The organism is Pseudomonas sp. R3-56, from assembly GCF_051132075.1.
Taxonomy (GTDB): domain Bacteria; phylum Pseudomonadota; class Gammaproteobacteria; order Pseudomonadales; family Pseudomonadaceae; genus Aquipseudomonas.
Window position 1 is genome coordinate 56,146 of the sequence record NZ_CP071657.1, and the last position, 25,597, is coordinate 81,742.

Below are 25,597 nucleotides of genomic sequence, written 5' to 3' on the forward strand. Positions count from 1 at the left end.
ACACCGCCATCGCGAGCAAGCTCGCTCCCACAGGACCTCCTGTGCAGTGCCAACCAGACCCCGGAGAAATCCGGGGTTTGTCGTTTCTGCCGGCCCCGCTATCATTCGCCGCATCTTCCGGGGGACTTACCGATGCTCAATGGCCTGTGGCTTGGCTTCTTTATCGTGGCAGCCGTGTCGGCGCTGGTGCAGTGGCTGGTCGGCGGCAACGCCGGCATTTTCGCGGCGATGGTGGAAAGCATTTTTGCCATGGCCAAGCTCTCGGTGGAGGTGATGGTCCTGCTGTTCGGCACTTTGACGCTGTGGCTGGGCTTCCTGCGCATCGCGGAAAAAGCCGGCATTGTCGATTGGCTGGCCAAGGCCCTCGGCCCGCTGTTCCTGCGCTTGATGCCGGAAGTCCCGGCCGGGCATCCGGCCATCGGCCTGATTACCCTCAACTTCGCGGCCAACGGCCTGGGGCTGGACAACGCGGCCACCCCGATCGGCTTGAAGGCCATGCGCGCCCTGCAAGACCTCAACCCCAGCCCGACCATCGCCAGCAACGCGCAGATCCTGTTCCTGGTGCTCAACGCATCGTCACTGACACTGCTGCCGGTAACGATTTTCATGTACCGCGCCCAGCAAGGCGCGCCGGACCCGACCCTGGTGTTCCTGCCGATCCTGCTCGCCACCAGCGCCTCGACCCTGGTGGGGCTGTTGTCCGTGGCGTTCATGCAACGGCTGCGCTTGTGGGATCCGGTGGTACTGGCCTATCTGATCCCGGGCGCGCTGGTGTTGGGTGGTTTCATGGCGTTGCTGGCGACGCTCTCGGCCACGGCGCTGGCGGGGCTCTCATCGATTCTCGGCAACTTGACGCTGTTTAGCCTGATCATCCTGTTCCTGGTGGTGGGTGCGCTGCGCAAGGTCAAAGTGTATGAAGCCTTTGTCGAAGGCGCCAAAGAGGGATTCGACGTCGCCAAGACGCTGCTGCCGTATCTGGTGGCGATGCTCTGCGCTGTCGGTGTGCTGCGGGCTTCGGGGGCGCTGGATTTCGGCCTGGACGGTATCCGGCACTTGGTGCAGTGGGCCGGCCTGGACACGCGTTTCGTCGATGCCTTGCCCACCGCCATGGTCAAGCCGTTCTCCGGCAGCGCCGCCCGGGCGATGCTGATTGAAACCATGAAGACGTCCGGGGTGGACAGCTTCCCGGCCCTGGTGGCGGCAACTATTCAGGGCAGTACCGAAACCACGTTCTACGTGCTGGCGGTGTATTTCGGCGCCGTGGGCATCCAGCGAGCCCGCCACGCGGTGGGTTGCGCCCTGCTGGCCGAGCTGGCCGGGGTGATAGCGGCCATCGGCGTCTGCTACTGGTTCTTTGGCTGATCTGTAGGAGCGAGCCTGCTCGCGATAAGGTCCGCAGGACCTTCAGTCCTTCACCTCGAACCTCAACACACCAATCATCTGGCCATTTTCGGTGAGTATCCGCACTTGCCATTTTCCCGTCGGGTTGTCCGGGAAGTTCTGCTTGTGGGTCCAGGCGCGATAGCCTTCCTTGCGTCCGCCATGGATGTCCAGAGCGATGCGATCCACCTCTTTGCCGTTGAACTGCCAGACGTGGTAGATCCGCTCATCGAGTCCGCGCGGTGCGTTGATGGCGGTGTAGGCGTACAGGCCGTTACCACGGATCTGGGCCGCGCTGACTTCCTTGAGGCTGGCGCCAGGCGTGCGGTCTTCCAGCTGGGTACTGATTGCCACTTCGGTCATCCAGAGCGTGGCCGGTGGCACCCAGGAGCGCAGCACCCAGCCGGCGGCGCCGATGCCCAGGGTGATGCACAGAATCGCCAGCGCGTTGCGCACGGTGCGGATCGGGAAGATCGAGGCCAGGCTCGGGAACGACAGCAGCATGGCGATGCCCAGTGCCAGCTTGAAACTCTGGTCAGTGGTCAGGTGCAGGATCACCGGCAGCGCGGTGAGCAGCGCGGCGAACAGCGTCAGCGTGTGCAACGCCAGGAACGCCCAACGCCGGGGCGCCAGCCATTTGTAGTACAGCGGATCGATGATCGAGACCAGCGCCGACGCCGCCAGCAGGCCGGTAAAGAGCAGCTGGCTGCTGTTCCACGTTGTCGTGATGAAAAAAAACGGCAAGACGAAGAACAGGCTTTCCTGGTGGATCATCTGCGTGGCGTAACGCAGCAGCGGCTGGGGTATTTCCCGTTTGAAAATCCGCGTGAACAGCCGCGTCAGGCTGTTCTCCAACATCAGCCAGAGCCAGCTCACCAGCATCATGATGGCGATCCAGGTCGCCAGACCCTGCTGGCGATCCACCAGCATGAAACTGCCGACCCCGGAAATGAAACCGCCGAGCGCGATGACCCCCGGATAGCGCTTCATCAGTTCGAGGATGCGCTGGATTAAATGAGTCAGGTTCGGCATCGGCGGTTTCACAGTAAGTCTTGGGAAATATCCCTGACAGAGTATCGCCAGGACGGTGACATGGCGAGGATCGCGACGCCTGCCGCGGTGATCTTTCGTGGCGAGGGAGCTTGCTCCCGCTGGCCTGCGCAGCGGGCCCGGCATTTTCCCCCGGTAAACCGCATCGCCCGGTTTGCGGCTGCTGCGCCCGAGACGTCGGACCGGCCGAGCGGGAGCAAGCTCCCTCGCCACGGGATTTGAGTTTGCCCATCGCGCGCGAGGTGTATCAGTCTGGCTGCGGTCGCGCCCTGCGCCTCCATCGCCAGCCAATACCCACCAGCAGTAACACCACCAACCCAGCCAACACCCAAACGAGTTCGTCATCACCGAGCAACGGCTTCTCGATCCGCAGGTAACCCGGATCCTTGAGAAGTTCGCGCAGGGCCTGGTTGGCCTGCTCCAGGCTGACGGCCTGCAAGCGGGCGGCCGGGTTGGCGAAGCGGCCATCCTCATAATCGCCCAGGGCGCCCCAGTAATAATCGGCCAGCGCGCTGTTGCCTTGCACCGCCCAGGACTGATGGGCGATAGCGGCGCGTTTGATCCGCACGAAGCTCTCGGGGTCCAGGCCGTCCTTGAGCAGCGTGCCGCGCAATTGTTCCAGCACCTGCTCGGCTTTCGGCAGGTCTTCGCGCGCCAGGTCGGCGTTCAGGCTGAGAAAACCGACACCGCCAAAGACTTCCCGCTCTACCCAGGGGCCGTAGGACAGGCCGTTGGCCAGGCGCAACTGGCGATAAAGCGCCCAGTCCAGATAATCCTTGAGCAGGTCGAAGGTTTCGTCGTGCTGCTGTTCCAGCACCGGTTCCGGGAACAGCCAATGAAGCTTGGCGCCATCGCCGGCCAGGCCGTGAATCAGGTTGCGTTTGGTGACCGCGCTGTAGCGGATCTGCGGCAGCGGCTCGTGGACGCTGGGCTCGACCGGTTCGAGCTCGCCGAAACTACGCTCCAGGTAGGCCGGCAATAACCGGTCGAGATCGCCGACGACAATCAGCGTCATATTGTTGGAGGCATACCAGGCCTTGCGCACCTGCTCGACCCGGGCCAGCGTGAGGTGACCGACCTCGGCCCGTTCCGCGCACCGCAAGCCCAGTTCCACGGCCAATTGATTGCTGGCTTTATGGCCCAGGTCCTGTCGGTCGAGCCAGCGTTGCAGATGGGTGTAGTGACCGCCGTCCTCGCGCTCGACCACCCGTTTGGCCGCGTCCAGGGCTTTTTCGTCGATGCGGGTGCGGGTCAGCAGCGCCAGCAACAGGTCGAGGACCTTGCGCTGATTGCGCGCCGGTGCCTCGATGACAAACGTTGTATCGGCATTGCTGGTAAAGGCGTTCCACTCGCCGCCCAGGGCCTGCATGCGTTCCTCCAGGCCACCTTCGCCGCTGTCGTCTACCCCACTGAACAGAAGATGTTCGAGCAGATGCGGCAGCTCCTTGTCGGCGCAGCTGAAATCGTCGAGCCCCACGCCGACCACCAGCCGAATCGCCACGTGCCCGCGTTCGGTGCCGGGTTTGAGCAACAATTGCAGGCCGTTGGGCAACGTATAGCCTTCGACCTGAAAGCGATCCTGGGCAATGGCGGGGAGTGAGCCGAACAAAAGCAAGGCGAGCAGCAGACAACGCATAACGGGCTTCCTGGCGGCTGAGTGAAGATCCATGGTGCCGGGTCAGCCTTCATCGCGAGCAGGCTCGCTCCCACTTCGCGGAGTTGTCTGGCTGGCGATGGGCTTGAGCCCCGGCCCCTTTTAATGACTGACCGGGACGCCAGTCGTTCACGGCGAATGGGTGATGTCGGAAATTTCATCGACGGAAAGGGCGCCGATCTCCGAGGTTTCCAGCACCACATAGGCGCTGCCGCAGAACAGCGAATTCAGGCGCCGCATGTCAGCGATCAGCTCAAGGTGCAGGGAACTGGTCTCCAGGCTCTGCACGACCTTGCGTTGCAGACGGCTGACATGGGCATGGGCCATCCGCCGTTCCTGCGCGCGAAAGCGACGTTTCTCACGCAGCAACTGCCGTGCGCTTTCCCGATCGGCACTCAGGAACACCGTCAACCCCAGCCGCAGGTTGGCCAGCAGATGACTGTGCAGCCCCGCCAGTTCTTCCAGGCCCACATCGGAAAACGACCGGCGTTGCGAGGTCTTCTGCTGCTGGACCTTGCGCAGCATACGTTCGATGAGGTCGCTGGCCAGCTTGAGATTGATCGCCAGCTCGATGATTTCCGCCCAGCGGCGGCTGTCCTGTTCGCTGAGGTCCTCGCGGGGCATTTGCGCCATATACAGCTTGATGGCGCTGCACAGTGCTTCGACATCGTCGCTCATGGCGCGCACTTGCTGAGTAATCGCCGTCTGCTCGCCGCGCAGTACGCCGAGCATGGCTTCGAGCATGTTTTCGATCAGATCGCCTATGCGCAAGGTTTCCCGGGCCGCGTTCGCCAGGGCCAGGCTCGGGGTCGCCAGGGCGGTTGGGTCGAGGTGCCGGGGCTTGGCCGTGCCGTTGGTGTCCGGGCGCTCCGGCAGCAGCCACGCGCAGAGCCGGCCCATCGGCCCGACGCTAGGCAGCAATACCAGGCAACGCACGGTGTTGTAGAGCAGATGAAAACCGATGACGGTTTCCTGGTGGCTGAAATCCAGGCTGTCCAGCCAGCCCACCAGCGGATCGAGTACCGGAATGATCAGCAACAGGCCAATCAGCTTGTACAGCAGGCTGCCGAGTGCCACCTGGCGTCCGGCGGCGTTCTGCATGCTGGTGCTGAGAAACGCCAGGATGCCGCTGCCGATATTGGCGCCGATCACCAGGCCGATAGCCACTGGCAAACTGATCACCGCCGCGCCGGCCAGTGTCGCGGTCAGCAGCACGGCGGCGAGGCTGGAATAGGAAATCATGGCGAACAGCGCGCCGACCAGCGCATCGAGCAGGATATCGCCGGTCAGTGAGGCGAAAATCACCTTCACGCCCTGGGCCTGGGTGATGGGCGCAGCGGCTTCGACGATCAGTTGCAGGGCCAGGATGATCAGGCCCAGGCCGATGGCGACCCGGCCCATCTGCCCGACGCGCGTCTGTTTGCGCGACAGGAAAAAAATCACCCCGAGGAAAATCAGCAACGGTGACAGCCACGACAGGTCGAGGGTCAGCACCCGTGCCATCAGCGCGGTGCCGACGTCGGCGCCAAGCATGGTCGCCAGGGCGGGCGTCAGCGACATCAGGCCCTGGCCGACAAAAGAGGTGACGAGCATGGCCGTGGCGTTGCTGCTCTGGACCATGGCGGTGACCATGATCCCGGCGATGAAAGCCAACCAGCGCCGGGACATGTTCTGGCTGATGACGTGACGCAGGTTCGAGCCATAGACCCGCAGAATGCCGGTACGGACGATGTGCGTGCCCCAGATCAGCAAGGCCACGGCGGAGAGCAGATTCAGCAGGGTCAGCATGAGAAGCCCCCTGTTAGCGTCCCAAAGGAACAAATTGACGATGCCACATCGTTCTACTGGTACTTAAGCTGTAGTTGGCGAATGGTTCGGACGCCAGCATTGCATAGCTGAAGATGGCTTTGAAACAAAACTGTCATGAAAATACTTCATCTGGAACACCCCGAACCCCTGTGGGAGCGAGCCTGCTCGCGAAGGCGGCAGCCCATCCAATATCGCTGGCGCAGGCAGACCGCTTTCGCGAGCAAGCTCGCTCCCACAGGTATTGCATCCGGCCGCTTCCTGCAGACATGAAAAAAGGGGCTCTCAAGAGCCCCTTCGTTCATTGCCCTGCATCTTTACTGACCCGGAACATCCTTGCGCAGTTTCACCGGATCCTGCTGCTTGCGCTTGCGTGCCATCGCGGTACGCATCTTGATATTGATCGCTTCCACCGCCAGCGAGAACGCCATGGCGAAATAGACGTAGCCTTTAGGCACATGCACATCGAACGATTCGGCGATCAGTACGGTACCGACCACCAGCAGGAACGACAGCGCCAGCATCTTCAGCGACGGGTGCTTGTCGATGAACGTGCTGATGGTGCCCGAAGCCAGCATCATCACCAGTACGGCGACGATGATCGCGGCAACCATGACCGGTACATGGGAGACCATGCCGACCGCGGTGATGACCGAGTCCAGGGAGAACACGATGTCGATGATCGCGATCTGGATGATGGTGTAGATGAAGTTGCCGCCCTTGACCGAAGGCTCGTCGCTGTTTTCCTCTTCGCCTTCCAGCGCGTGGTACATCTCCTGAGAGCTTTTCCACAGCAGGAACAGGCCACCGAAGAACAGGATCAGGTCGCGGCCGGAGATGCCCTGGCCGAATACTTCGAACAGATCGGCGGTCAGGCGCATCACCCAGGTGATGGACAGCAACAACAGGATCCGCGTGATCATCGCCAGCGCCAGGCCGAAGATCCGGGTGCGTGCCTGCATGTGCTTGGGCATGCGGCTGACCAGGATCGAGATCATGATGATGTTATCGATACCCAGGACGATTTCCAGGGCGGTCAGGGTAAAGAAGGCAACCCATATTTCCGGGTTGGTCAGCCATTCCATGTGAGTTCCTTTGAGCGAGTGTTAGGCCGCGCCGCGCCTTCGGTTAACCGACAGGGGCGACGCGGCGGGCGTTGCTTTTATAGAGTGCTGAACAGCGGAAAAATCCCCATCAGCAAGGCGGCGAACATTATGCACAGGCAAACCAGTACTGCCCACTTCAAGGTGAAGCGTTGGTGATCGCCGAATTCGATCCCGGCCAGGGCCACCAGCAGATAAGTCGACGGAACCAGCGGGCTCAGCAGGTGAACGGGCTGGCCGACGATCGAGGCACGGGCCATTTCGACGCCAGTGATGCCGTAATGGCTGGCTGCTTCGGCCAAAACTGGTAACACCCCGTAATAAAATGCATCGTTCGACATGAAGAAAGTGAACGGCATGCTCACCAGGGCGGTGATGACCGCGAGGTAAGGACCGAGGAAGTCCGGGATCACTGCCAGCAGGCTCTTGGACATGGCATCGACCATGCCGGTGCCCGACAGGATGCCAGTGAAGATACCCGCCGCGAAGATCAGCCCGACCACCGCCAGCACGCTGCCGGCGTGAGCCGCGACGCGGTCTTTCTGTTGTTGCAGGCATGGATAGTTGACGATCATCGCGATACTGAACGCCACCATGAACAGCACCGGCAGCGGCAACAGGCCAGCAATCAGCGTGCACATCAGGGCCAGGGTCAGCGCGCCGTTGAACCAGATCAGCTTCGGACGGCGGGCGTCCGGAAATTGCGAGACGCTGATTTCGCTGTGGTCCATGTCGTCACCGGCCAGGTGCAGCTCACCCAGACGTGCACGCTCGCGTTTGCCGTACATGTAGGCAATCGCCAGGATCGCCACGACGCCGGCCAGCATCGCCGGGATCATCGGGACGAAGATGTCCGACGGATCCACATGCAGCGCACTGGCCGCCCGAGCGGTTGGCCCGCCCCAAGGGGTCATGTTCATCACGCCGCCGGCGAGGATGATCAGGCCCGCCATGATCTGCGGGCTCATGCCGATACGGCTGTAGAGCGGCAGCATGGCGGCTACGCAGATCATATAAGTGGTCGCGCCGTCACCATCGAGGGAAACGACGAGCGCCAGAACGGCGGTGCCGACCGAAACTTTCAGGGGGTCGCCCTTGACCATCTTGAGGATCTTGCGCACGGCCGGGTCGAACAGGCCGGAGTCGATCATCAGGGCGAAATAGAGAATCGCAAACATCAGCATCACCCCGGTCGGGGCAAGCTTGGTGATGCCTTCGAGCATCATCGGGCCGATCTTCGGCGCAAAGCCACCGAACAGCGCGAACAGGATCGGAATGATGATCAGGGCGATCAGCGCGGACAGGCGCTTGGTCATGATCAGGAACATGAACGTGATGACCATGGCGAAGCCAAGGAAAGTCAGCATGGGAAATACTCCAGGCGTGGCGCGGCGGGCAAAGGCGAACCGGAACGGTCAGCGCAGGATGCAGGGCTCGGGACGGACGGATGGAGGGGATGCAACGGGACGGGTAGCAGCGGACATCAGAATCACCATTGTTGTTGTTAAAAAGGCCGCACGAGCATTCGATAGCTCGTTTCTGGCCGCCGGTCTTTTGCCGGTAGGTGAGGCGATCCTAATCGCGCAAGCTTTCAGCAGCCTTTCGCTGTAGCAATGGCTGATGACCGGCCCGCTTTCGCTGTAGCAATGGCTGATGACCAGCCTGCTTTCGTGGCGAGGGAGCTTGCTCCCGCTCGGTCGCGCAGCGACCGCAAAATCCTGGGGGCCGCTGCGCCCGAAGCGTCGGACCGGCCCAGCGGGAGCAAGCTCCCTCGCCACAAAAGGCAATCAGCTTGTTGATTCGAACGCCGAAAGATTCAACGGTCGTACCGCGCCCATCCAGATCGCATGATCGGTGTGATCGGCCAGATCATCACCTGTATCCGGATGAAGAAATATCACCAGCCCGTTGCGATTGAGCGCCAACCACGGCAGGACCACGCCGATGTACTGCGGATCGAATGCCAGCTGGCAGCTCCAGTCCGGGTGCGGGCCGACCGGCCGTTGGTGAACCCGGCCCATCTGCAGCGGGAACAGCTGCGCCGCTTGCTCACACAAGGCCCGCGCCTGATCGATGGTGCCGGCGTCGAAATAAACATGGGCGTGATAGCCCTTGATCCGTTGCATCTGTCACTCCTCGAAAGACCAGCCGAACCCTCGCGGTTAACCACGGGTCAGAGCCTTTACACGCGGGATAAAAGGAATACCAGCCATGAGAAACGCCGAAACCCCGGTCATCAAAGTGGTGCTCTATGGTGCCATGAGCAGCCTCGGAAGTGCGTTGATGGCTGAGCTGTTGCGACGCCAGCACGAAGTCATCGCCATCCTCGATGATCTTACGGCCCTGGCGCCACGCCCGGGCCTGCGGACCAAGACCGGCGACCTGTTCGACCCCGAACGGGTCAAGCAGAGCGTTGCCGGCGCCACTGCCGTGGTGTGCCTGTTGAACGCGCCGGGGCTACCAATGAACAGCGAGCAAGTGGAGCGCACACTCATTCCCGGCCCGGTGGAGCAGGTCCTGGCCGTGGATGCGCTGATTGCGGGCATGCAGGCTGTCAGTATTCCCCGGCTATTCCTGGTAGGCGATTTCGCTGCCCTTGATGAGCAGGAAGCCGAAGATGACTTGCAACGCCACGCCGCCGAGGAAATCCTCGACGCCCTGAAAAACAGCGCCTTGCAATGGACCCTGGTCAACGCGCCCTACGCCGCGCCGGGCTTGAGCATCGAGCATTTCAGCCAGGTCAGCACCAGCCTGGAGTCCGGAATGGCCGAGTCCCTGGAGCGCCTCAATCGGGTGGCCGTGGGCATTGTCGATGAGCTGCGCTCGAACCTGCATGTGGGCGAGCATGTGAGTTTCGTGCCCGCCCTCTAAAGGCGTACTCATCCCGTGGCGAGGGAGCTTGCTCCCGCTGGGCCGCGTAGCGGTCCCCGGAATTGCCTGGTTGATGGAGCACGCGCCTCAAACCGCAATCGAAGGCAACGGCAACCCTGTAAGCGACTCCGCACTATTGGCCTGTTCTTCCATCAGCCAATCCACGAAAAGCTTGATCAGCACACCCCGGCGCTTGCGCTGGGGCAAGACCACGTAATACCCCAACCGGGAAAGCACCGTTTCGGCGATCGGGCGACATAGCAACCCTTGCGCCAGCAAGTTATCCACAAGGTGCCGCCAACCGATAGCGACACCTTGGCCGCCAATCGCCGCCTGGATGAGCAGTGTGTAGTTGTCGAAGCGCAACTGACCCGGCGCCGGTGGCGAGGTGATGCCCAGTTCACGAAATACGCCGCTCCAGTCGAACCAGGCGCTGCTGTTGCCGCCGCGCAAATGCAGCAGCGGGAATTCCGCGAGGGCGTGGGCGGGCAGGGGTTGGGGACGGTCCTTGAGCAGGAGAGGGCTGCATACAGGAAAGACTTCTTCGCTGAAAAGCCAACGACTTTCGCCCTGTTTGAAGCGACCGTCGCCGAATAGAACCGCAACATCGATATCGGTACGCAGCATGTTGTGGTTGCGCTCGCTGGTTACCAGGCTCACATCTACCTGCGGATTTGCCGCGTGGAACCGATGCAGTCGCGGCATCAGCCAATAGGCGGCGAAAGCGAAATCCGTCGCGACCTGCAGCACTTCATGCTGGTGCTGGGCCGTGATCGCGTTGAGCCCCGCATCGATGCTCTGCAAGCCGGCCTGGACCTGCTCGAACAGGATCGCGCCGGCCTCGGTCAGTTCGATGCCCCGATAAATGCGATCAAACAGGCGCGTACCGAGCTGCTCTTCCAGCCGTTTGATCTGCTGGCTGATGGCGGGTTGGGTCGTGCCCAGTTCAATCGCTGCCGCAGTAAAACTTTGCTGGCGAGCCGCTGATTCGAAGGCGCGGAAGAGATCCAGGGACAGGTCACCCAAGGCGTCATACATAAGCTCAGCTTATCCTAGTCATTATCTTGCATGGGCTTTACCCCAACTAGCATGGGCTACATGCTCGTTCGCAGCAATATCGCATAACCGTTCACTATGGAATGCCGCGAATACATGAAGCGCAAGAACATTCTTTTCATCATGGCCGATCAGATGGCCGCGCCAATGTTGCCGATCTACGGTCCGTCGCCCATCAAGCTGCCCAATCTGTCTCGCCTGGCCGACCAGAGCGTGGTATTCGATGCCGCCTACTGCAACAGCCCGCTCTGTGCGCCGTCACGCTTTACCCTGGTGAGCGGTCAGTTGCCGAGCAAGATCGGCGCCTATGACAACGCGGCGGATTTTCCGGCGGACGTTCCAACTTATGCCCATTACCTGCGCCGTCTCGGCTATCGCACGGCGCTGTCCGGCAAGATGCATTTTTGCGGGCCGGACCAATTGCACGGTTACGAAGAGCGCCTGACCAGCGACATTTATCCAGCGGACTACGGCTGGGCCGTGAACTGGGACGAGCCGGATGTGCGGCCGAGCTGGTATCACAACATGTCGTCGGTGCTGCAGGCCGGACCGTGCGTGCGCACCAATCAGCTGGATTTTGATGAAGAGGTGGTGTTCAAGGCCCAGCAGTACCTGTTCGACCACATCCGCGAGGACGGCGACCAGCCGTTTTGCCTCACCGTATCCATGACCCACCCACACGATCCGTACACGATTCCCAAGGCATTCTGGGATCTGTATGACGACAAGGACATCCCGCTGCCCTACACCCCGGACCAGACAGAGCTTGATCCACATTCCCAACGCCTGTTGAAAGTCTATGATCTGTGGGGCAAGCCGCTGCCTGTGGATAAAATCCGCGATGCTCGCCGCGCCTACTTCGGCGCCTGCAGCTACATCGACAGCAATGTCGGCAAGTTGCTGCAGACGTTGGAAGACACCGGGTTGCTCGACGACACCATCATCGTGTTCTCTGGCGATCATGGAGACATGCTCGGCGAAAAAGGCCTCTGGTACAAAATGCACTGGTTTGAAATGGCCGCCCGCGTGCCGCTGTTAATCAGCGCTCCGGGCCAGTTTGCCAGCGGCCGCGTCAGCGCGGCGGTGTCCACCGCCGACCTGCTGCCGACCCTGGTCGAGCTGGCCGGCGGCACGCTGGAGGCCGGCTTGCCGCTGGATGGACGTTCGCTGGTTCCGCATCTGCAAGGGCAGGGCGGGCACGATGAGGTCTTCGGTGAATACATGGCCGAAGGCACCGTCAGCCCGTTGATGATGATCCGTCGCGGCCCGTGGAAATTCATCTACAGCGAAGATGACCCGTGCCTGTTGTTCGACCTGCGCAATGATCCTCAGGAGGTGGCGGATCTCAGTCAGTCGCCTGAGCATCAGGCGCTGTTCAACGATTTTCTCGCCGAAGCGCGGGCCAAATGGGATATTCCAGCCATTCACCAACAGGTGCTCGCCAGCCAGCGACGCCGTCGTTTCGTTGCCCAGGCGTTGACCCTGGGCAAACTCAAGAGCTGGGATCACCAGCCGCTGGTCGATGCCAGCCAGCAATACATGCGCAACCACATCGACCTCGACGATCTGGAGCGCAAGGCCCGTTATCCACAACCCTGCCAATAGACCAATAACGTAAGGGGAAGCGCATGCAAAAGTTATCCACAGTACTGACCGCCGGGCTGTTGGCGTTGAGCAGTGTTTCGGCGTGGGCCGAGCAGAGTTGCGAGACCGTGAAGATGGCCGATCCGGGCTGGAGCGATATCGCCGCGACCAACGCCGTCGCCGGTTTCCTGCTTGAGGGCATGGGTTACAAGGCCAAGGTCGACACCTTGGCGGTACCGATCACGTTCGGTGGCCTGAAGGATGGCCAGGTTGATGTTTTCCTGGGTAACTGGATGCCGGCGCAGCAGGGGTTCTATGACAAGTTCGTCGCCAATGGCGATGTCACGCAGTTGGCGAAGAACCTGGACGGCACCGAATTCACCCTGGCGGTGCCGGACTATGTCTGGGACGCCGGTGTGCATAACTTCGCCGACCTGAACAAGTTCGCCGACAAGTTCGACAAGAAGATCTACGGTATCGGTTCCGGCGCCCCGGCCAACCTTTCGCTGAAAGAAATCATCAAGACCAACGATTTCGGCATGGGCGAATGGAAACTGGTGGAGTCCAGCGAGCAGGCAATGCTGGCGGAAGTCTCCCGGGCCGTGAAGAAGCAGAAATTCGTGACGTTCCTCGGCTGGACCCCACACCCGATGAACGTGCAACTGAAAATGCATTACCTCAAGGGCGGCGAGAAGTACTTTGGCGATACTGGCAGCGTTTATACGCTGACGCGCAAGGGTTATGCACAGGCCTGTCCGAACGTCGGGAAGCTGCTGACCAACCTGAGTTTCACCCAGGAAATGGAAAACAGCATCATGGCCGAAGTGGTGAACAAGAAGGTCAGCAACGCCGAAGCGGCCAAGGCCTGGATCAAGGCCAACCCGGCGGTGCTGGACAAATGGCTGGACGGCGTGAAGACGGTGGATGGCAAGGACGCGCTGGCGGCGGTCAAAGCCAAGCTCTGACGAGCTCTTGTGGCGAGGGAGCTTGCTCCCGCTGGGCCGGTCCGACGCTTCGGGCGCAGCGGTCCCGGTTTTTTGCGGCCGCTGCGCGACCGAGCGGGAGCAAGCTCCCTCGCCACGTTGGTTCACCTGATATTCTTGTGCCAAACCCCATCTTTGAGGCTCCATGGCAATCCCCACGCGCCATTCACTCTTTCCATTCCTCAGCTGGCTGCCCCGGCAGACCCGCGCCAGCGTCGGCCGTGACCTGATCGTCGGCCTCAGCGGCGCGATTCTCGCGTTACCGCAGTCCATTGCCTACGCATTGATTGCCGGCCTGCCGCCGGAATACGGCTTGTACGCGGCAATCGTGCCGGTGCTGATCGCCTGCCTATGGGGGTCGTCCTGGCATTTGATCTGTGGTCCTACGGCGGCAATCTCCATTGTCCTCTACGCCACTGTCAGTCCTCTGGCCGTGCCGGCGACTCAGGACTACATCACTTTGATCCTGCTGCTGACGGTGCTGGCGGGTATTTTCCAATGGCTGCTGGGATTGCTGCGTTTCGGTGCGCTGGTCAATTTTGTCTCACACTCGGTCGTACTCGGCTTCACCCTGGGCGCGGCGGTGGTGATTGCGCTGGGGCAGTTGCCGAACCTGCTGGGCCTGGATCTGCCCAACGAAGCCACGGCCCTGAAAGGCGTGCTGGTGCTGGTCAGTCACATCGGCGCTGTGGATAAGCCATCGCTGCTGTTGGGATTGGCGACGCTGGTGGTCGGGATCGTGCTCAAGCGGTTGCTGCCGCGCTGGCCGAGTCTGCTGATCACCCTGGTGATCGCCAGCCTGGTGGTCTGGGCATGGCCCGGGATGTTCGGGCATGTGGCATTGGTCAGCGCCTTCGTCGGACGCTTGCCGCCGCTTACGCCGCTGCCGTTGGACCTGGAGCTGATCTTGCGTCTGCTGCCCGGTGCCGTTGCGGTGGGCATGCTCGGGCTGGTGACCAGCCTGTCCATCGCCCGCTCGTTGTCGGTCCGTTCCGGGCAACTGCTCGATGCGAATCAGGAGGTCCGGGCGCAGGGGCTTTCCAATATCGTCGGAGGATTTTTCGCCGGATCGCTGTCAGCCGGCTCCTTTACCCGTTCCGGTCTCAGCTATGAAGCGGGTGCCTGTTCGCCCCTGGCCGGAGTTTTTTCGGCGTTGTGGGTGGCGCTGTTCGCGGTTGCCGGCGCGACACTGATCGCGCACATTCCCATTCCCGCCATGGCCGGCAGTATTCTGCTGATCGCCTGGGGCCTGGTGGACCATCGGGGTATCCGGGCGCTGTACCGTGTGAGTCGTTCCGAATTCCTGGTCATGGGTCTAACCTGCCTGGCCACGCTGCTGCTTGAACTGCAAACGGCTATCTACGCTGGCGTGTTGGCTTCGCTGTTTTTCTATCTCAAGCGCACTTCGCAACCGCGGGTGCAGCATTTCCGGGAAGGTGAGGCGGACGTCTTGCGGGTGGGCGGCTCGATCTTTTTCGGCGCCAGCCATTATTTGCAAGTGCGCCTGCAACGCATGCCCGCCCAGCAGGTGATCATCGACGCCCAGCAGATCAACTTCATCGATTACTCCGGCGTCGAAATGCTCCACCAGGAAGCCCGGCGCCTGCGCAGCCAGGGGCGCAGCCTGACTTTGCGTGGGGCAAGGCCACCGGTGGTGGAGGAATTGTTGAAGCTGGAAGGACCGGAGAAATGCCCGATCCTCTTCAGGGATTGACCGCAGCGAGTTGACGGCGCAACTCCGCCAGCACCGGGGCGGTGTCCGGACGTACGCCACGCCACAGGAAAAACGCTTCGCCCGCCTGTTCGGCGAGCATGCCCAGGCCATCCATCACCACCGCCGCGCCGTGTTCTTCGGCCCAGCGGCAGAACGACGTCGGCTCCTTGCCATACATCATGTCGTAGCAAAACGTCTTGCCTGGCTCGATCAGACTTCCGGCGATCGGTGGTACATCGCCTGACAGGCTGGCGGATGTGGCATTGATGATCAGGTCCACTGGCTCGCGCAACCAATCGAAACCGCTGGCCGAGACCGGACCCAGGTCGGCGAACAGCTCAGCCAGCAATTCAGCTTTTTCCACCGTGCGATTGGCAATGATCAGCGATGACGGCGCCTCAGCCAACAAGGGTTCCAAGGCGCCCCGTACCGCGCCGCCGGCGCCCAGCAGCAGGATGCGCTTGCCCTTGAGGCTGAACCCGGCGTTGACGGTCAGGTCCCGAACGAGCCCGGCGCCGTCGGTGTTGTCACCCAGCAGGCGGCCGTCGGCCTGTTTGCTCAAGGTGTTGACCGCCCCGGCCCGTTGCGCCCGTTCGGTCAGGCTGTCAGCCAGGCGAAAGGCGTCCTCCTTGAACGGCACGGTGACATTTGCCCCACGCCCCTCACGGAAAAATTCCCGGGCGCAAGCGGCGAACTCCTCCAGCGGCGCCAGCAGCGTGGTGTAGTCCAACGCTTGCCCGGTCTGCTCGGCAAACAGGCGATGGATCAACGGCGACTTGCTGTGGCCGATCGGGTTACCCATTACAACGTAGCGATCCATGGACCTTTCCCCGTTCAGGCCGTAGCCAGCCAATCGCGATCCTGCAGGAAATAATCGGTCAGCCGCGCCTCTTCGCTGCCCGGCTCGGCTTTCCAGTCGTAGCTCCAGCGGACCTGCGGTGGCAGCGACATCAGGATCGACTCGGTACGCCCGCCCGATTGCAGGCCGAACAGGGTGCCACGGTCATAGACCAGGTTGAATTCCACGTAGCGCCCACGGCGGAACTCCTGGAATTGTCGTTGCGCGGCGGTGAACGGGTCGTGTTTGCGACGCCGCACGATAGGCAGATAGGCATCGATGTAGGCGTCGCCGATGGCGCGCATGAAGGCGAAGCTGGTATCGAAGTCCCACTCGTTCAGGTCATCAAAAAACAGACCGCCGATGCCGCGCGGTTCGTTGCGATGCTTGATGTGGAAATAGCTGTCGCACCAGGCCTTGTAGCGCGAATAGACCTCCGGGCCGAACGGCTCGCAGGCTTGCTGGGCGACGCGGTGCCAATGCACGCAATCTTCTTCCACGCCGTAGTAAGGGGTCAGGTCGAAACCGCCGCCAAACCACCAGACCGGCTCTTCGCCTTCTTTTTCGGCGATGAAAAAGCGTACGTTGGCGTGGGACGTAGGCACGTGGGGATTGTGCGGGTGGATCACCAGCGACACGCCCAGTGCCTCGAAACCGCGCCCGGCCAGCTCCGGCCGGTGGGCGCTGGCCGAGGGTGGGAGACCGCTGCCAAAGACGTGGGAAAAGTTGACGCCGCCCTTCTCGATGACCGTACCGTTTTCAATCACTCGGGTGCGCCCGCCACCGCCGGCAGGTCGGGTCCAGGCGTCCTCGACGAAGCGAGTGCCACCGTCCTCGGTTTCCAGGGCGGCGCAGATGCGGTCTTGCAGGTCGAGCAGATAGGCTTTCACGGCCTCGGTGCGAGTAGTCATGACATCACCTTGATCAGGGCTACGCTGCGCGGCGTACAAGGGCCGCCGGCAAATGGGCGCACAGGATAACACCGCATCCGCCCACGCCACAGTTGACGGAGATCAAGCTTAGGAGTCCGATAGCAGGCTTGGTAAAAAGTCCCACGATAAGGAGAGAGCGAAGATGGCCAAACGTATCCAGTTCAGCGCCCACGGCGGCCCGGACGTGCTTGAGTACGTCGAATACCAGCCGGCCGAGCCCGGTCCGCAGCAGGTTCGCGTCAGCAACAAGGCGATCGGCCTGAACTTCATCGACACCTATTATCGCAGCGGGCTTTACCCGCCACCGGCGCTGCCATCGGGACTCGGTGCCGAGGGTGCCGGCGTGGTCGAGGCCGTCGGCGCGGACGTCACGCGCTTCAAGGTCGGTGACCGCGTGGCCTATGGCAGCGGTCCGCTGGGGGCCTACAGCGATGTGCATGTGTTGCCCGAGGCCAATCTGGTCCACTTGCCCGAATCCATCAGTTTCGAACAGGCCGCCGGGGTGATGCTCAAGGGCCTGACCGTGCAATACCTGCTGCGCCAGACCTACGAGCTCAAGGGCGGCGAAACCATCCTGTTCCATGCCGCCGCCGGTGGCGTGGGCTCGCTGGCCTGCCAATGGGCCAAGGCCCTGGGCGTGAAGCTGATCGGCACCGTCAGCTCGGCGGAAAAAGCCGCTATCGCAAAATCTCACGGCGCCTGGGAAGTCATCGACTACAGCAAGGAAAACGTCGTACAGCGTGTACTGGAATTGACTGACGGCAAGAAGGTCCCGGTGGTGTACGACGGCGTCGGCAAGGACACCTGGCTGACCTCCCTGGATTGCACGGCGGCCCGTGGCCTGGTGGTGAGCTTTGGCAATGCCTCCGGCGCGGTGGAGGGCGTGAACCTGGGGATCCTCTCGGCCAAGGGCTCGCTGTACGTCACCCGCCCGACACTGGCGACCTACGCCAACAACGCCGAAAATCTCCAGCACATGGCCGATGAGCTCTTCGCCATGATCGCCAACGGCAAGCTTATCGTGGATATCAACCAGCGTTATCCGCTGGCGGAAGCGGCCAAGGCCCATACCGAGTTGTCGGCGCGGCGCACGACGGGGTCGACCATCCTCCTGCCCTGAGATTGATACCCAAAGGTTTGCGCAAAACCTGTGGGAGCGAGCTTGCTCGCGATAGCGGTGGACCAGCCAACATCAACGCCAGCTGACCTGACGCCATCGCGAGCAAGCTCGCTCCCACAGTGGTTTTATGCAAGATTCAGAATGTGTGGGCGGAATCAGTCCGGCCGCACCACCTTGCCGGTCGCCAGGTCACGGATCACGCTCGGGTTTCGACGCCCGCCCAGGTTGCCGCCCAGCACCAGGTCGATCTGTCCGCGGAAATACTGCTCCACGCGGATCCGCGTCCGCGCCGCCGGGCGCCCCTGGGGGTTGGCCGAGGTGGAGACAAGCGGGCCGACCAGCGAACACAGGTCGCGCACGATCGGATGATCGCTGACCCGTAGCGCGACGGTGTCGTGCACGCCGGTGATCCATTCCGGCAACAGGTTCTGGTGCGGGACCAGCCAGGTGTTCGGCCCAGGCCAAGTGCTGGCCATGCGATCCATCCAGGTCTCGGGGAAATCCTCGAACAGGAAATCGAACTGGTGGATGTTATCGGCCACCAGTATCAGTCCCTTGTCGGGCAGTCGGGACTTGATCGCCAACAGACGCTCCACCGCATCTTCGTTCCACGGGTCGCAACCCAGGCCCCAGACCGCTTCGGTTGGATAGGCAATCACCGCCCCGGCGCGAATTTCTCGCGCGGCTTGTTGCACACGCCAGCTGTTGACCATGAAAGATTCTCCGCAACGCAAATAAGGCTGTGCGCAGTTTACCGATCTTCCTCATAAAACCTAGCGAGCAAACCAGCGTCCATGCTCGCACGCCGCCCTTCCGTCCATTTCCAGGTCGGTCAGTGCCGCCAGGACCTTGGACAAGCCCCAGCCGCTGGCATCGGCCAGTGCTTCGCTGGTCTGCGGCGCGGCGTGCAGCAGGCGCAACAGCGGATGCGTCACGGCGACAGGCTCGGCGCTGAAGGGTAAGCGTTGCCAACCGCGTAGCGCTTCGAGGATGTGCTCCACGGTTTCCACCAGCGCCGCGCCGTCACGGATCAGTTGATGGCAGCCCCGGGCGCCGGGATGGTGAATCGACCCCGGAATGGCATACACCTCACGACCCTGTTCCGCCGCCAGGCGTGCGGTGATCAGCGAGCCACTGGCGACGCTGGCCTCGACCACCAGCACGCCAAGGGACAAACCGCTGATAATCCGATTGCGGCGCGGGAAGTTGCTGGCGTGGGGTGGCGCGTCCAGGGGGAACTCCGACAGCACCGCGCTGCCCTGGGCGATCATCGCTTCTGCCAGCCGACGATTGCGCTGTGGATAAAAATTTTCCAGGCCCGTGCCCAGCACACCGATTGTCTGCCCGCCGACATCCAGCGCTGCTTGATGCGCGGCCGCGTCGATACCCAAGGCCAGACCGCTGGTGATGACAAATCCAGCTCCGGCCAGGCTCCGGGAAAATGCCGCCGCGGTGTCCATGCCGGGACGCGAGGCGCGACGACTGCCGACCATCGCCAGTTGCGGTTTCTCCAGAATCGAGGTGTCGCCAGCAACGAACAGAAGCGGCGGCGCGTCGCAGATCTGCGCCAGCAACGCCGGGTAGTCGGGCTGGTCCCACATCAATAGACAGTGGGCCGAACCCTCTAGCCAGGCCAGCGCGCGGGCCGCGCCGTCACGAATTTCCGGCGCGCGTCGGGCCTCGGCGCACTGCGCGGGCAACCCCAGCGCTCGCCATGCGCTAGGCGGGGCGCTGATGGCTTTGGAGGCCGAGCCGAAGGCTTCCATGAGGGTCATGAAACGTTTGGGTCCCAGTTCCGGCAAGCGATGCAAGCGCAGACGGGCCTCCAGTTCCGCGGGCGGAACCGAAGCGGATTCAGGCAATGGCATGTGATCAATCCTTGATCGTCATAAGCCCCGTACAAACGGGAACAAGTTGTGGATAACTCTGTTGGTAACTTGTGAGACCCGTTACGGATTGCGCACCTTGTCGAGGATTGCCAGCGAGCGCGAGGCGTACAGCACCAGGCCATAACTGAGCTTGTCGTAGGTGCGGAACACCATCAGCAGGCCGGCACGTTCGTCGGGGATCTTCACAGGGGCGCCGGTGATGCGGTCGCGCACTGTTTCACCGGTCTTCATGACCGCCAGAACGTTGCCTTCGGCCAATCCGTCACGGCGCCCCTTGTTCAGGGTGACCACGTCCATCGCGCCGATCTGGGTCACGCCCCGAGGCACATCGAGGATCAACCCGTTGATGTCCGATTTTGGCGCGCTGGGCATGAAGGTCGAGTTGATCGAGCGTTCTTCGCCGCTGAACAGCCGATCGCCGAGGCGCACCTCCTGCGTGGTGCGCTGCAGGGCCAGGGTGGTGACGTCGCCTTCGGTGGCGACGATCTCGCCGCTGCCGATGTCGTCAGCGTTGATCCCGAGAAATTCCTTGGTTTCGGGGTCGGTGTAGACCTTGCCTTGGCGGAAGATGCCGTAGGCCGACTGGCTCGCATCGAAGGTGCCGCGGGCGAAGATCCGGTCGCCGGTGCCGCTGAGCACTCGTTCGGCATCGCCTGCGACGACGTAGGGCGCGTTGTTGAAATCCTCCGCCGTGTCGACGATGCGGTTGCTCAGCAGGAAGCTGTTGATCGCCTGGAGCGGGATGCTCGGAATGGCGTCTGCCACCGGTGAGCTGCGGACTCGCGGCGACAGCTTGATGGTGCCGCGCGAGGCCCCGCGATTGAGGGTCAGCCGTGGCTGGCCGTTGACGTAGATCAGCGACAGGGTGTCGCCGGGGTAGATCAGGTGCGGGTTTTCGATCTGCGGGTTGGCCTGCCACAGCTCCGGCCATTTCCAGGGTTCGCGCAGGTATTTACCGGAAATGTCCCACAGCGTATCCCCTGGAACCACTGTGTATTGCTGCGGAAAACCTTCCCGAAGTTGCACTTGCCCGTGCGCGATACCGGCCGAGGCCAGGAGCAGCAGGGCGAGTAGTGATTTCCTCATGCGGTGAATCCCTTTATTATGTGCGTTCGCGTAAAACGCCAGAGCCCCCGTGGCTCGCTCCGATTCAAGGAGCAACGTTTTACAACGGTAGCCTGCATTCCAAGACACGCCAGGCCAGCCACCCGACCTTACTTCACACGTGCATTTATCAAGCTTATGGCCATTTTGAACATTCTCGAATTTCCGGACCCGCGCCTGCGCACCATCGCCAAACCGGTGGCCGTAGTGGACGACGAAGTGCGCCAGTTGGTCGATGACATGTTTGAAACAATGTATGAGGCGCCCGGCATCGGCCTCGCCGCGACCCAGGTCAACGTGCACAAGCGCATCGTTGTAATGGACCTCTCCGAAGACCGCAGCGAGCCGCGGGTGTTCATCAACCCCGAATTCGAAACCCTGACCGACGAGATGGAGCAGTACCAGGAAGGCTGCCTTTCGGTGCCGGGCTTCTATGAAAACGTCGACCGTCCGCAGAAGGTCAGGATCAAGGCCCTGGACCGTGACGGCAAGCCTTACGAGCTGATCGCCGAAGGCCTGTTGGCGGTGTGTATCCAGCACGAATGCGACCACCTCAACGGCAAGCTGTTCGTCGATTACCTGTCTAATCTCAAGCGTGACCGGATCAAGAAAAAACTGGAAAAGATTCATCGCCAGAACGCTTGATGCCCTTCTTCAAAGGCTTGCCGCGGCAAGCCTTTTTCTTTTTGCGATTGCTTTGTAATTGAGAGCTTCCCATGACTGAGCCACTGCGCATCGTCTTTGCCGGCACCCCCGAATTTGCCGCTGAACACCTCAAGGCCCTGCTGGCCAGCCCTCATGAAATCGTCGCGGTCTATACCCAGCCGGATCGCCCTGCCGGTCGTGGACAGAAACTGATGCCCAGCCCGGTCAAGCAACTGGCTCTGGAGAATGGCCTGCAAGTGTTGCAGCCGCCGACGCTGCGCGATGCGCAAGCCCAGGCCGAACTGGCCGCGCTGAAGCCAGACTTGATGGTGGTGGTCGCCTACGGCTTGATCCTGCCGCAAGTGGTGCTGGATATCCCGCGCCTGGGCTGCATCAACAGCCACGCTTCGCTGTTGCCGCGCTGGCGCGGTGCGGCGCCGATCCAGCGCGCCGTGCAGGCCGGCGATGCCGAGAGCGGCGTGACCGTGATGCGCATGGAGGCCGGCCTGGACACGGGGCCGATGCTGCTCAAAGTGAGCACGCCTATCAGCGCTGAAGACACGGGTGGCAGCCTGCATGATCGCCTCGCGCTGATTGGCCCGCCGGCCGTGGTCGAGGCCATCGCGGGCCTGGCTGCCGGCACGCTGCAAGGCGAAGTGCAGGATGACAGCCTCGCCACCTACGCGCACAAATTGAACAAGGACGAAGCCCGCATCGACTGGAGCCGCCCGGCCGTCGAACTGGAGCGCCTGGTGCGCGCCTTCAACCCTTGGCCGGTCTGCCACAGCACGTTGAACGGCGAAGCCGTGAAAGTCCTGGCCGCCAGCTGCGCCGAGGGGAAGGGCGCGCCGGGAGAAATCCTCGGCGCCAGCAAGGACGGCCTCATCGTCGCCTGTGGCGATCAGGCGCTGTGCCTGACGCGCCTGCAATTGCCCGGCGGCAAGGCACTGGGCTTCAGCGATCTGTTCAACAGCCGCCGTGAAAAATTCGCCGTCGGCACCTTCCTCGGCCAAGCGGCGGACGCTTCATGAATCCGCGTCTGGCCGCCGCCAAGGCACTGGCCGCCGTCCTCGGCGGCAAGGCTTCGCTCAACAGTTCCCTGCCGACCCAACTGGACAAGGTCGAAGACCGTGATCGCGGTTTCACCCAGGACCTGGCGTTCGGCACCGCCCGCTGGCAACCACGGTTGTCGGCCCTGGCGGCCAAGCTGCTGCAGAAGCCTTTCAAGGCGGCCGATGCCGACGTCGAGGCGCTGCTGCTGGTGGGGCTCTACCAATTGCTCTACACCCGCGTTCCGGCCCACGCCGCTATCGGCGAAACCGTGGGTTGCGCCGACAAACTGAAAAAACCGTGGGCGAAGGCGCTGCTCAATGCCGTGCTGCGCCGCGCACAGCGGGAAAGCGAAACCCTGCTGGCGGAACTGGAACATGACCCGGTGGTGCGCACTGCCCACCCGCGCTGGCTGCAGAAATCCCTGAAAGCCTTCTGGCCTGACCAGTGGGAAGCCATCTGCGCGGCCAACAATGCCCATCCGCCGATGATCCTGCGGGTCAACCGCCGTCATCACACCCGTGATGCGTATCTGGCCTTGCTGGGCGAAGCCGGCATCCCGGCCATCCCGTGCCAATACAGCCGCGACGGCATCGTCCTGGAAACCCCGGGCGACGTCCGTGCCCTGCCAGGTTTCGCCGACGGCTGGATCAGCGTCCAGGACGAAGCCGCGCAGCTGGCCGCCGACTTGCTGGAACTTGCGCCGGGCCAACGGGTGCTGGACGCCTGTTGCGCCCCGGGCGGCAAGACTTGCCACATCCTTGAGGCCGAGCCAAAACTGGCCGGTGTGGTGGCGGTGGACCTGGAAGCCAAGCGCCTGGTGCGGGTGAAGGAAAACCTCGCGCGCCTGGGCCTGGATGCCGAGCTGTTCGCCGCCGATGGCCGCGACACCGCCGCCTGGTGGGACGGCAAGCCATTCCAGCGCATCCTGCTGGACGCGCCTTGCTCGGCCACTGGCGTCATCCGCCGACATCCGGACATCAAGCTCACCCGTCAGGCGGACGACATCGCCCCGTTGGCGCAACTGCAAGGGGAACTGCTCGACGCCCTGTGGCTGACCCTCGAAGTCGGCGGCATGCTGCTGTACGCCACATGCTCGACCTTGCCGACCGAGAACACCGAGGTGATCGAAGCATTCCTCGCCCGCACGCCGGGTGCACGGGAGTTGGACATCGCCACCCAGGCCGGCATCAAGCAGCCCCATGGCCGCCAGTTGCTGGCCCAGGAGGGCGGGCATGACGGGTTCTATTACGCCAAGTTGATCAAGATTGCCGCCGCACGCGGTTAAACCGATTCGATAGGAGTGGCTGGATGAAAATCATCATCCTCGGTGCAGGGCAAGTCGGCGGTTCGCTGGCAGAACATCTGGCCAGCGAGGCCAACGACATCACTGTGGTCGACACCGACGGCGAGCGCCTGCGCGACCTCGGCGACCGTCTCGACATCCGCACCGTGCAAGGGCGTGGCTCCTTGCCCACCGTGCTGCGCCAGGCCGGCGCCGACGACGCCGACATGCTGGTCGCCGTGACCAACAGCGACGAAACCAACATGGTCGCCTGCCAGGTCGCCCACACGCTGTTCCACACCCCGACCAAAATCGCCCGGGTGCGTGAAGCGGCCTACCTGACTCGCGCCGACCTGTTCGACAACGAAGCGATTCCGGTGGACGTGCTGATCAGCCCCGAGCAGGTGGTGACCAACTACATCAAGCGCCTGATCGAGCATCCCGGCGCGTTGCAGGTGATCGACTTCGCCGAGGGCAAGGCCCAGCTGGTGGCGGTCAAGGCCTACTACGGCGGGCCGCTGGTGGGCCAGCAACTGCGTCAGTTGCGCGAACACATGCCCAATGTCGAAACCCGAGTCGCGGCGATTTTCCGCCGTGACCGACCGATCCTGCCCCAGGGCGACACGGTGATCGAAGCGGACGATGAGGTATTTTTCATCGCCGCCAAGGCGAATATTCGCGCAGTCATGAGCGAAATGCGCCGTCTCGACGAGAACTACAAGCGCATCGTCATCGCCGGCGGCGGGCAGATCGGCGAGCGCCTGGCCGAAGCCATCGAAAGCCGTTACCAGGTCAAGATCATCGAGATGAACCCGGCGCGCTGCCGCTACCTCTCGGACACCCTCGACAGCACCGTGGTGCTACAGGGCAGCGCCTCGGACCGCGACCTGCTGCTGGAAGAAAACATCGCCGATGCCGACATCTTCCTCGCCCTGACCAACGACGACGAAGCCAACATCATGTCCTCGTTGCTCGCCAAACGCCTGGGTGCGAAGAAGGTCATGACCATCATCAACAACCCGGCCTACGTCGACCTGATCCAGGGCGGCGACATCGACATCGCCATCAGCCCGCAACTGGCAACCATCGGCACCTTGCTCGCCCACGTGCGCCGCGGCGACATCGTCAGCGTGCACTCCCTGCGCCGCGGCGCGGCAGAGGCCATCGAGGCGATCGCCCATGGCGATGCCAAGTCGAGCAAAGTGATCGGCAAAGCCATCCGCGACATCGGCCTGCCGCCCGGCACCACCATCGGCGCAATCATCCGCGACGAACAGGTGCTGATCGCCCACGACGTCACCACCATCCAGACCGGCGACCATGTAATCCTGTTCCTCGTGGACAAGAAGCACATTCGTGATGTCGAGAAGCTGTTCCATGTGGGGTTGAGCTTTTTCTGATCCAGCGTTTGCGGTGAGGCTACTGGCCTCATCGCGAGCAGGCTCGCTCCCACCAAGGGCCGTGTTGTTCACAACGTCTGTGGACGACGGAGACCCTCTGTGGGAGCGAGCCTGCTCGCGAAAGCCATCCAGC

General features: G+C 62.4%; 22 protein-coding genes. 10 read left to right on the forward strand and 12 right to left on the reverse strand.

The features are described 5' to 3' along the window. Positions 1–132: 132 nt before the first annotated feature. Positions 133–1,362, forward strand: coding sequence for a nucleoside recognition domain-containing protein (locus tag J3P96_RS00260; RefSeq protein WP_305497786.1), 1,230 nt, complete (start codon positions 133–135; stop codon positions 1,360–1,362). 42 nt (positions 1,363–1,404) lie between these two features. On the opposite strand, the gene J3P96_RS00265 is transcribed toward J3P96_RS00260, so the two are convergent. The 6 genes from J3P96_RS00265 to J3P96_RS00290 form a co-directional block, all read right to left on the reverse strand. Next, positions 1,405–2,412 carry a DUF5924 family protein gene (locus J3P96_RS00265; protein WP_305497787.1) on the reverse strand — a complete coding sequence of 336 codons (1,008 nt, stop codon included), beginning with the start codon at positions 2,410–2,412 and terminating at the stop codon, positions 1,405–1,407. Positions 2,413–2,677: 265 nt separating this feature from the next. Next, positions 2,678–4,066: a M16 family metallopeptidase gene (locus tag J3P96_RS00270; protein ID WP_434654577.1), complete on the reverse strand. Its 1,389-nt coding sequence runs from the start codon at positions 4,064–4,066 to the stop codon at positions 2,678–2,680. A gap of 147 nt (positions 4,067–4,213) precedes the next feature. Further along, complete coding sequence (locus J3P96_RS00275) at positions 4,214–5,872, reverse strand: Na/Pi cotransporter family protein (RefSeq protein ID WP_434626956.1); 1,659 nt, start codon at positions 5,870–5,872, stop codon at positions 4,214–4,216. A gap of 335 nt (positions 5,873–6,207) precedes the next feature. Continuing rightward, a complete protein-coding gene (locus J3P96_RS00280) occupies positions 6,208–6,975 on the reverse strand; it encodes a TerC family protein (RefSeq protein WP_305497790.1) in 768 nt (255 codons plus the stop codon). Positions 6,976–7,052: 77 nt separating this feature from the next. Further along, the gene (locus J3P96_RS00285; protein ID WP_305497791.1) at positions 7,053–8,360 is read right to left on the reverse strand and encodes a CitMHS family transporter; all 1,308 of its coding nucleotides are present in this window, start codon (positions 8,358–8,360) and stop codon (positions 7,053–7,055) included. A gap of 420 nt (positions 8,361–8,780) precedes the next feature. Continuing rightward, on the reverse strand, positions 8,781–9,119 hold the full coding sequence (locus tag J3P96_RS00290; protein WP_434654580.1) for a DOPA 4,5-dioxygenase family protein: 339 nt from the start codon (positions 9,117–9,119) through the stop codon (positions 8,781–8,783). Between the two features lie 85 nt (positions 9,120–9,204). Here J3P96_RS00290 and J3P96_RS00295 point away from each other — a divergent pair, with 85 nt between their 5' ends. After that, positions 9,205–9,864 carry an NAD(P)-dependent oxidoreductase gene (locus J3P96_RS00295; RefSeq protein WP_434654582.1) on the forward strand — a complete coding sequence of 220 codons (660 nt, stop codon included), beginning with the start codon at positions 9,205–9,207 and terminating at the stop codon, positions 9,862–9,864. A gap of 87 nt (positions 9,865–9,951) precedes the next feature. On the opposite strand, the gene J3P96_RS00300 is transcribed toward J3P96_RS00295, so the two are convergent. Further along, positions 9,952–10,902, reverse strand: coding sequence for a choline sulfate utilization transcriptional regulator (locus tag J3P96_RS00300; protein ID WP_434570780.1), 951 nt, complete (start codon positions 10,900–10,902; stop codon positions 9,952–9,954). A 114-nt stretch (positions 10,903–11,016) separates the two neighbouring features. Here J3P96_RS00300 and betC point away from each other — a divergent pair, with 114 nt between their 5' ends. From betC to J3P96_RS00315, 3 genes are all read left to right on the forward strand, one after another. Further along, positions 11,017–12,525: a choline-sulfatase gene (gene betC, locus J3P96_RS00305; RefSeq protein WP_434654584.1), complete on the forward strand. Its 1,509-nt coding sequence runs from the start codon at positions 11,017–11,019 to the stop codon at positions 12,523–12,525. Between the two features lie 23 nt (positions 12,526–12,548). After that, positions 12,549–13,469 carry a choline ABC transporter substrate-binding protein gene (gene choX, locus J3P96_RS00310; RefSeq protein WP_434626967.1) on the forward strand — a complete coding sequence of 307 codons (921 nt, stop codon included), beginning with the start codon at positions 12,549–12,551 and terminating at the stop codon, positions 13,467–13,469. A 163-nt stretch (positions 13,470–13,632) separates the two neighbouring features. Then, positions 13,633–15,201, forward strand: coding sequence for a SulP family inorganic anion transporter (locus J3P96_RS00315; RefSeq protein WP_434570785.1), 1,569 nt, complete (start codon positions 13,633–13,635; stop codon positions 15,199–15,201). On the opposite strand, the gene aroE is transcribed toward J3P96_RS00315, so the two are convergent. Next, positions 15,191–16,021, reverse strand: coding sequence for a shikimate dehydrogenase (gene aroE / locus J3P96_RS00320; RefSeq protein ID WP_434654585.1), 831 nt, complete (start codon positions 16,019–16,021; stop codon positions 15,191–15,193). The genes J3P96_RS00315 and aroE overlap by 11 nt on opposite strands. Positions 16,022–16,035: 14 nt before the next feature. Then, the gene (gene hemF, locus J3P96_RS00325; protein WP_434570789.1) at positions 16,036–16,950 is read right to left on the reverse strand and encodes an oxygen-dependent coproporphyrinogen oxidase; all 915 of its coding nucleotides are present in this window, start codon (positions 16,948–16,950) and stop codon (positions 16,036–16,038) included. A gap of 163 nt (positions 16,951–17,113) precedes the next feature. Here hemF and J3P96_RS00330 point away from each other — a divergent pair, with 163 nt between their 5' ends. Beyond that, complete coding sequence (locus J3P96_RS00330) at positions 17,114–18,091, forward strand: NADPH:quinone reductase (RefSeq protein ID WP_434654586.1); 978 nt, start codon at positions 17,114–17,116, stop codon at positions 18,089–18,091. Between the two features lie 155 nt (positions 18,092–18,246). Here the strand turns inward: J3P96_RS00330 and J3P96_RS00335 are convergent, their stop codons facing one another. The 3 genes from J3P96_RS00335 to J3P96_RS00345 all read right to left on the reverse strand — a co-directional run bounded on the left by J3P96_RS00335 (position 18,247) and on the right by J3P96_RS00345 (position 21,066). Further along, the gene (locus tag J3P96_RS00335; protein ID WP_305497800.1) at positions 18,247–18,804 is read right to left on the reverse strand and encodes an L-threonylcarbamoyladenylate synthase; all 558 of its coding nucleotides are present in this window, start codon (positions 18,802–18,804) and stop codon (positions 18,247–18,249) included. A 60-nt stretch (positions 18,805–18,864) separates the two neighbouring features. Then, the gene (gene dprA / locus J3P96_RS00340; RefSeq protein ID WP_434654588.1) at positions 18,865–19,959 is read right to left on the reverse strand and encodes a DNA-processing protein DprA; all 1,095 of its coding nucleotides are present in this window, start codon (positions 19,957–19,959) and stop codon (positions 18,865–18,867) included. Between the two features lie 81 nt (positions 19,960–20,040). Beyond that, a complete protein-coding gene (locus J3P96_RS00345) occupies positions 20,041–21,066 on the reverse strand; it encodes a LysM peptidoglycan-binding domain-containing protein (RefSeq protein ID WP_434654591.1) in 1,026 nt (341 codons plus the stop codon). Positions 21,067–21,222: 156 nt separating this feature from the next. Between J3P96_RS00345 and def the strand changes: the two genes are divergently transcribed. The 4 genes from def to trkA all read left to right on the forward strand — a co-directional run bounded on the left by def (position 21,223) and on the right by trkA (position 25,464). Continuing rightward, on the forward strand, positions 21,223–21,729 hold the full coding sequence (gene def / locus J3P96_RS00350) for a peptide deformylase (RefSeq protein WP_305497802.1): 507 nt from the start codon (positions 21,223–21,225) through the stop codon (positions 21,727–21,729). A gap of 71 nt (positions 21,730–21,800) precedes the next feature. Then, the gene (gene fmt / locus J3P96_RS00355; RefSeq protein WP_434654594.1) at positions 21,801–22,760 is read left to right on the forward strand and encodes a methionyl-tRNA formyltransferase; all 960 of its coding nucleotides are present in this window, start codon (positions 21,801–21,803) and stop codon (positions 22,758–22,760) included. Beyond that, positions 22,757–24,067, forward strand: a complete 1,311-nt coding sequence (gene rsmB / locus J3P96_RS00360) for a 16S rRNA (cytosine(967)-C(5))-methyltransferase RsmB (RefSeq protein WP_434626981.1) — start codon at positions 22,757–22,759, stop codon at positions 24,065–24,067. Before fmt ends, rsmB begins: the two co-directional genes overlap by 4 nt. A 23-nt stretch (positions 24,068–24,090) precedes the next feature. Continuing rightward, a complete protein-coding gene (trkA, locus tag J3P96_RS00365; RefSeq protein WP_305497805.1) occupies positions 24,091–25,464 on the forward strand; it encodes a Trk system potassium transporter TrkA in 1,374 nt (457 codons plus the stop codon). Positions 25,465–25,597 lie beyond the last annotated feature (133 nt).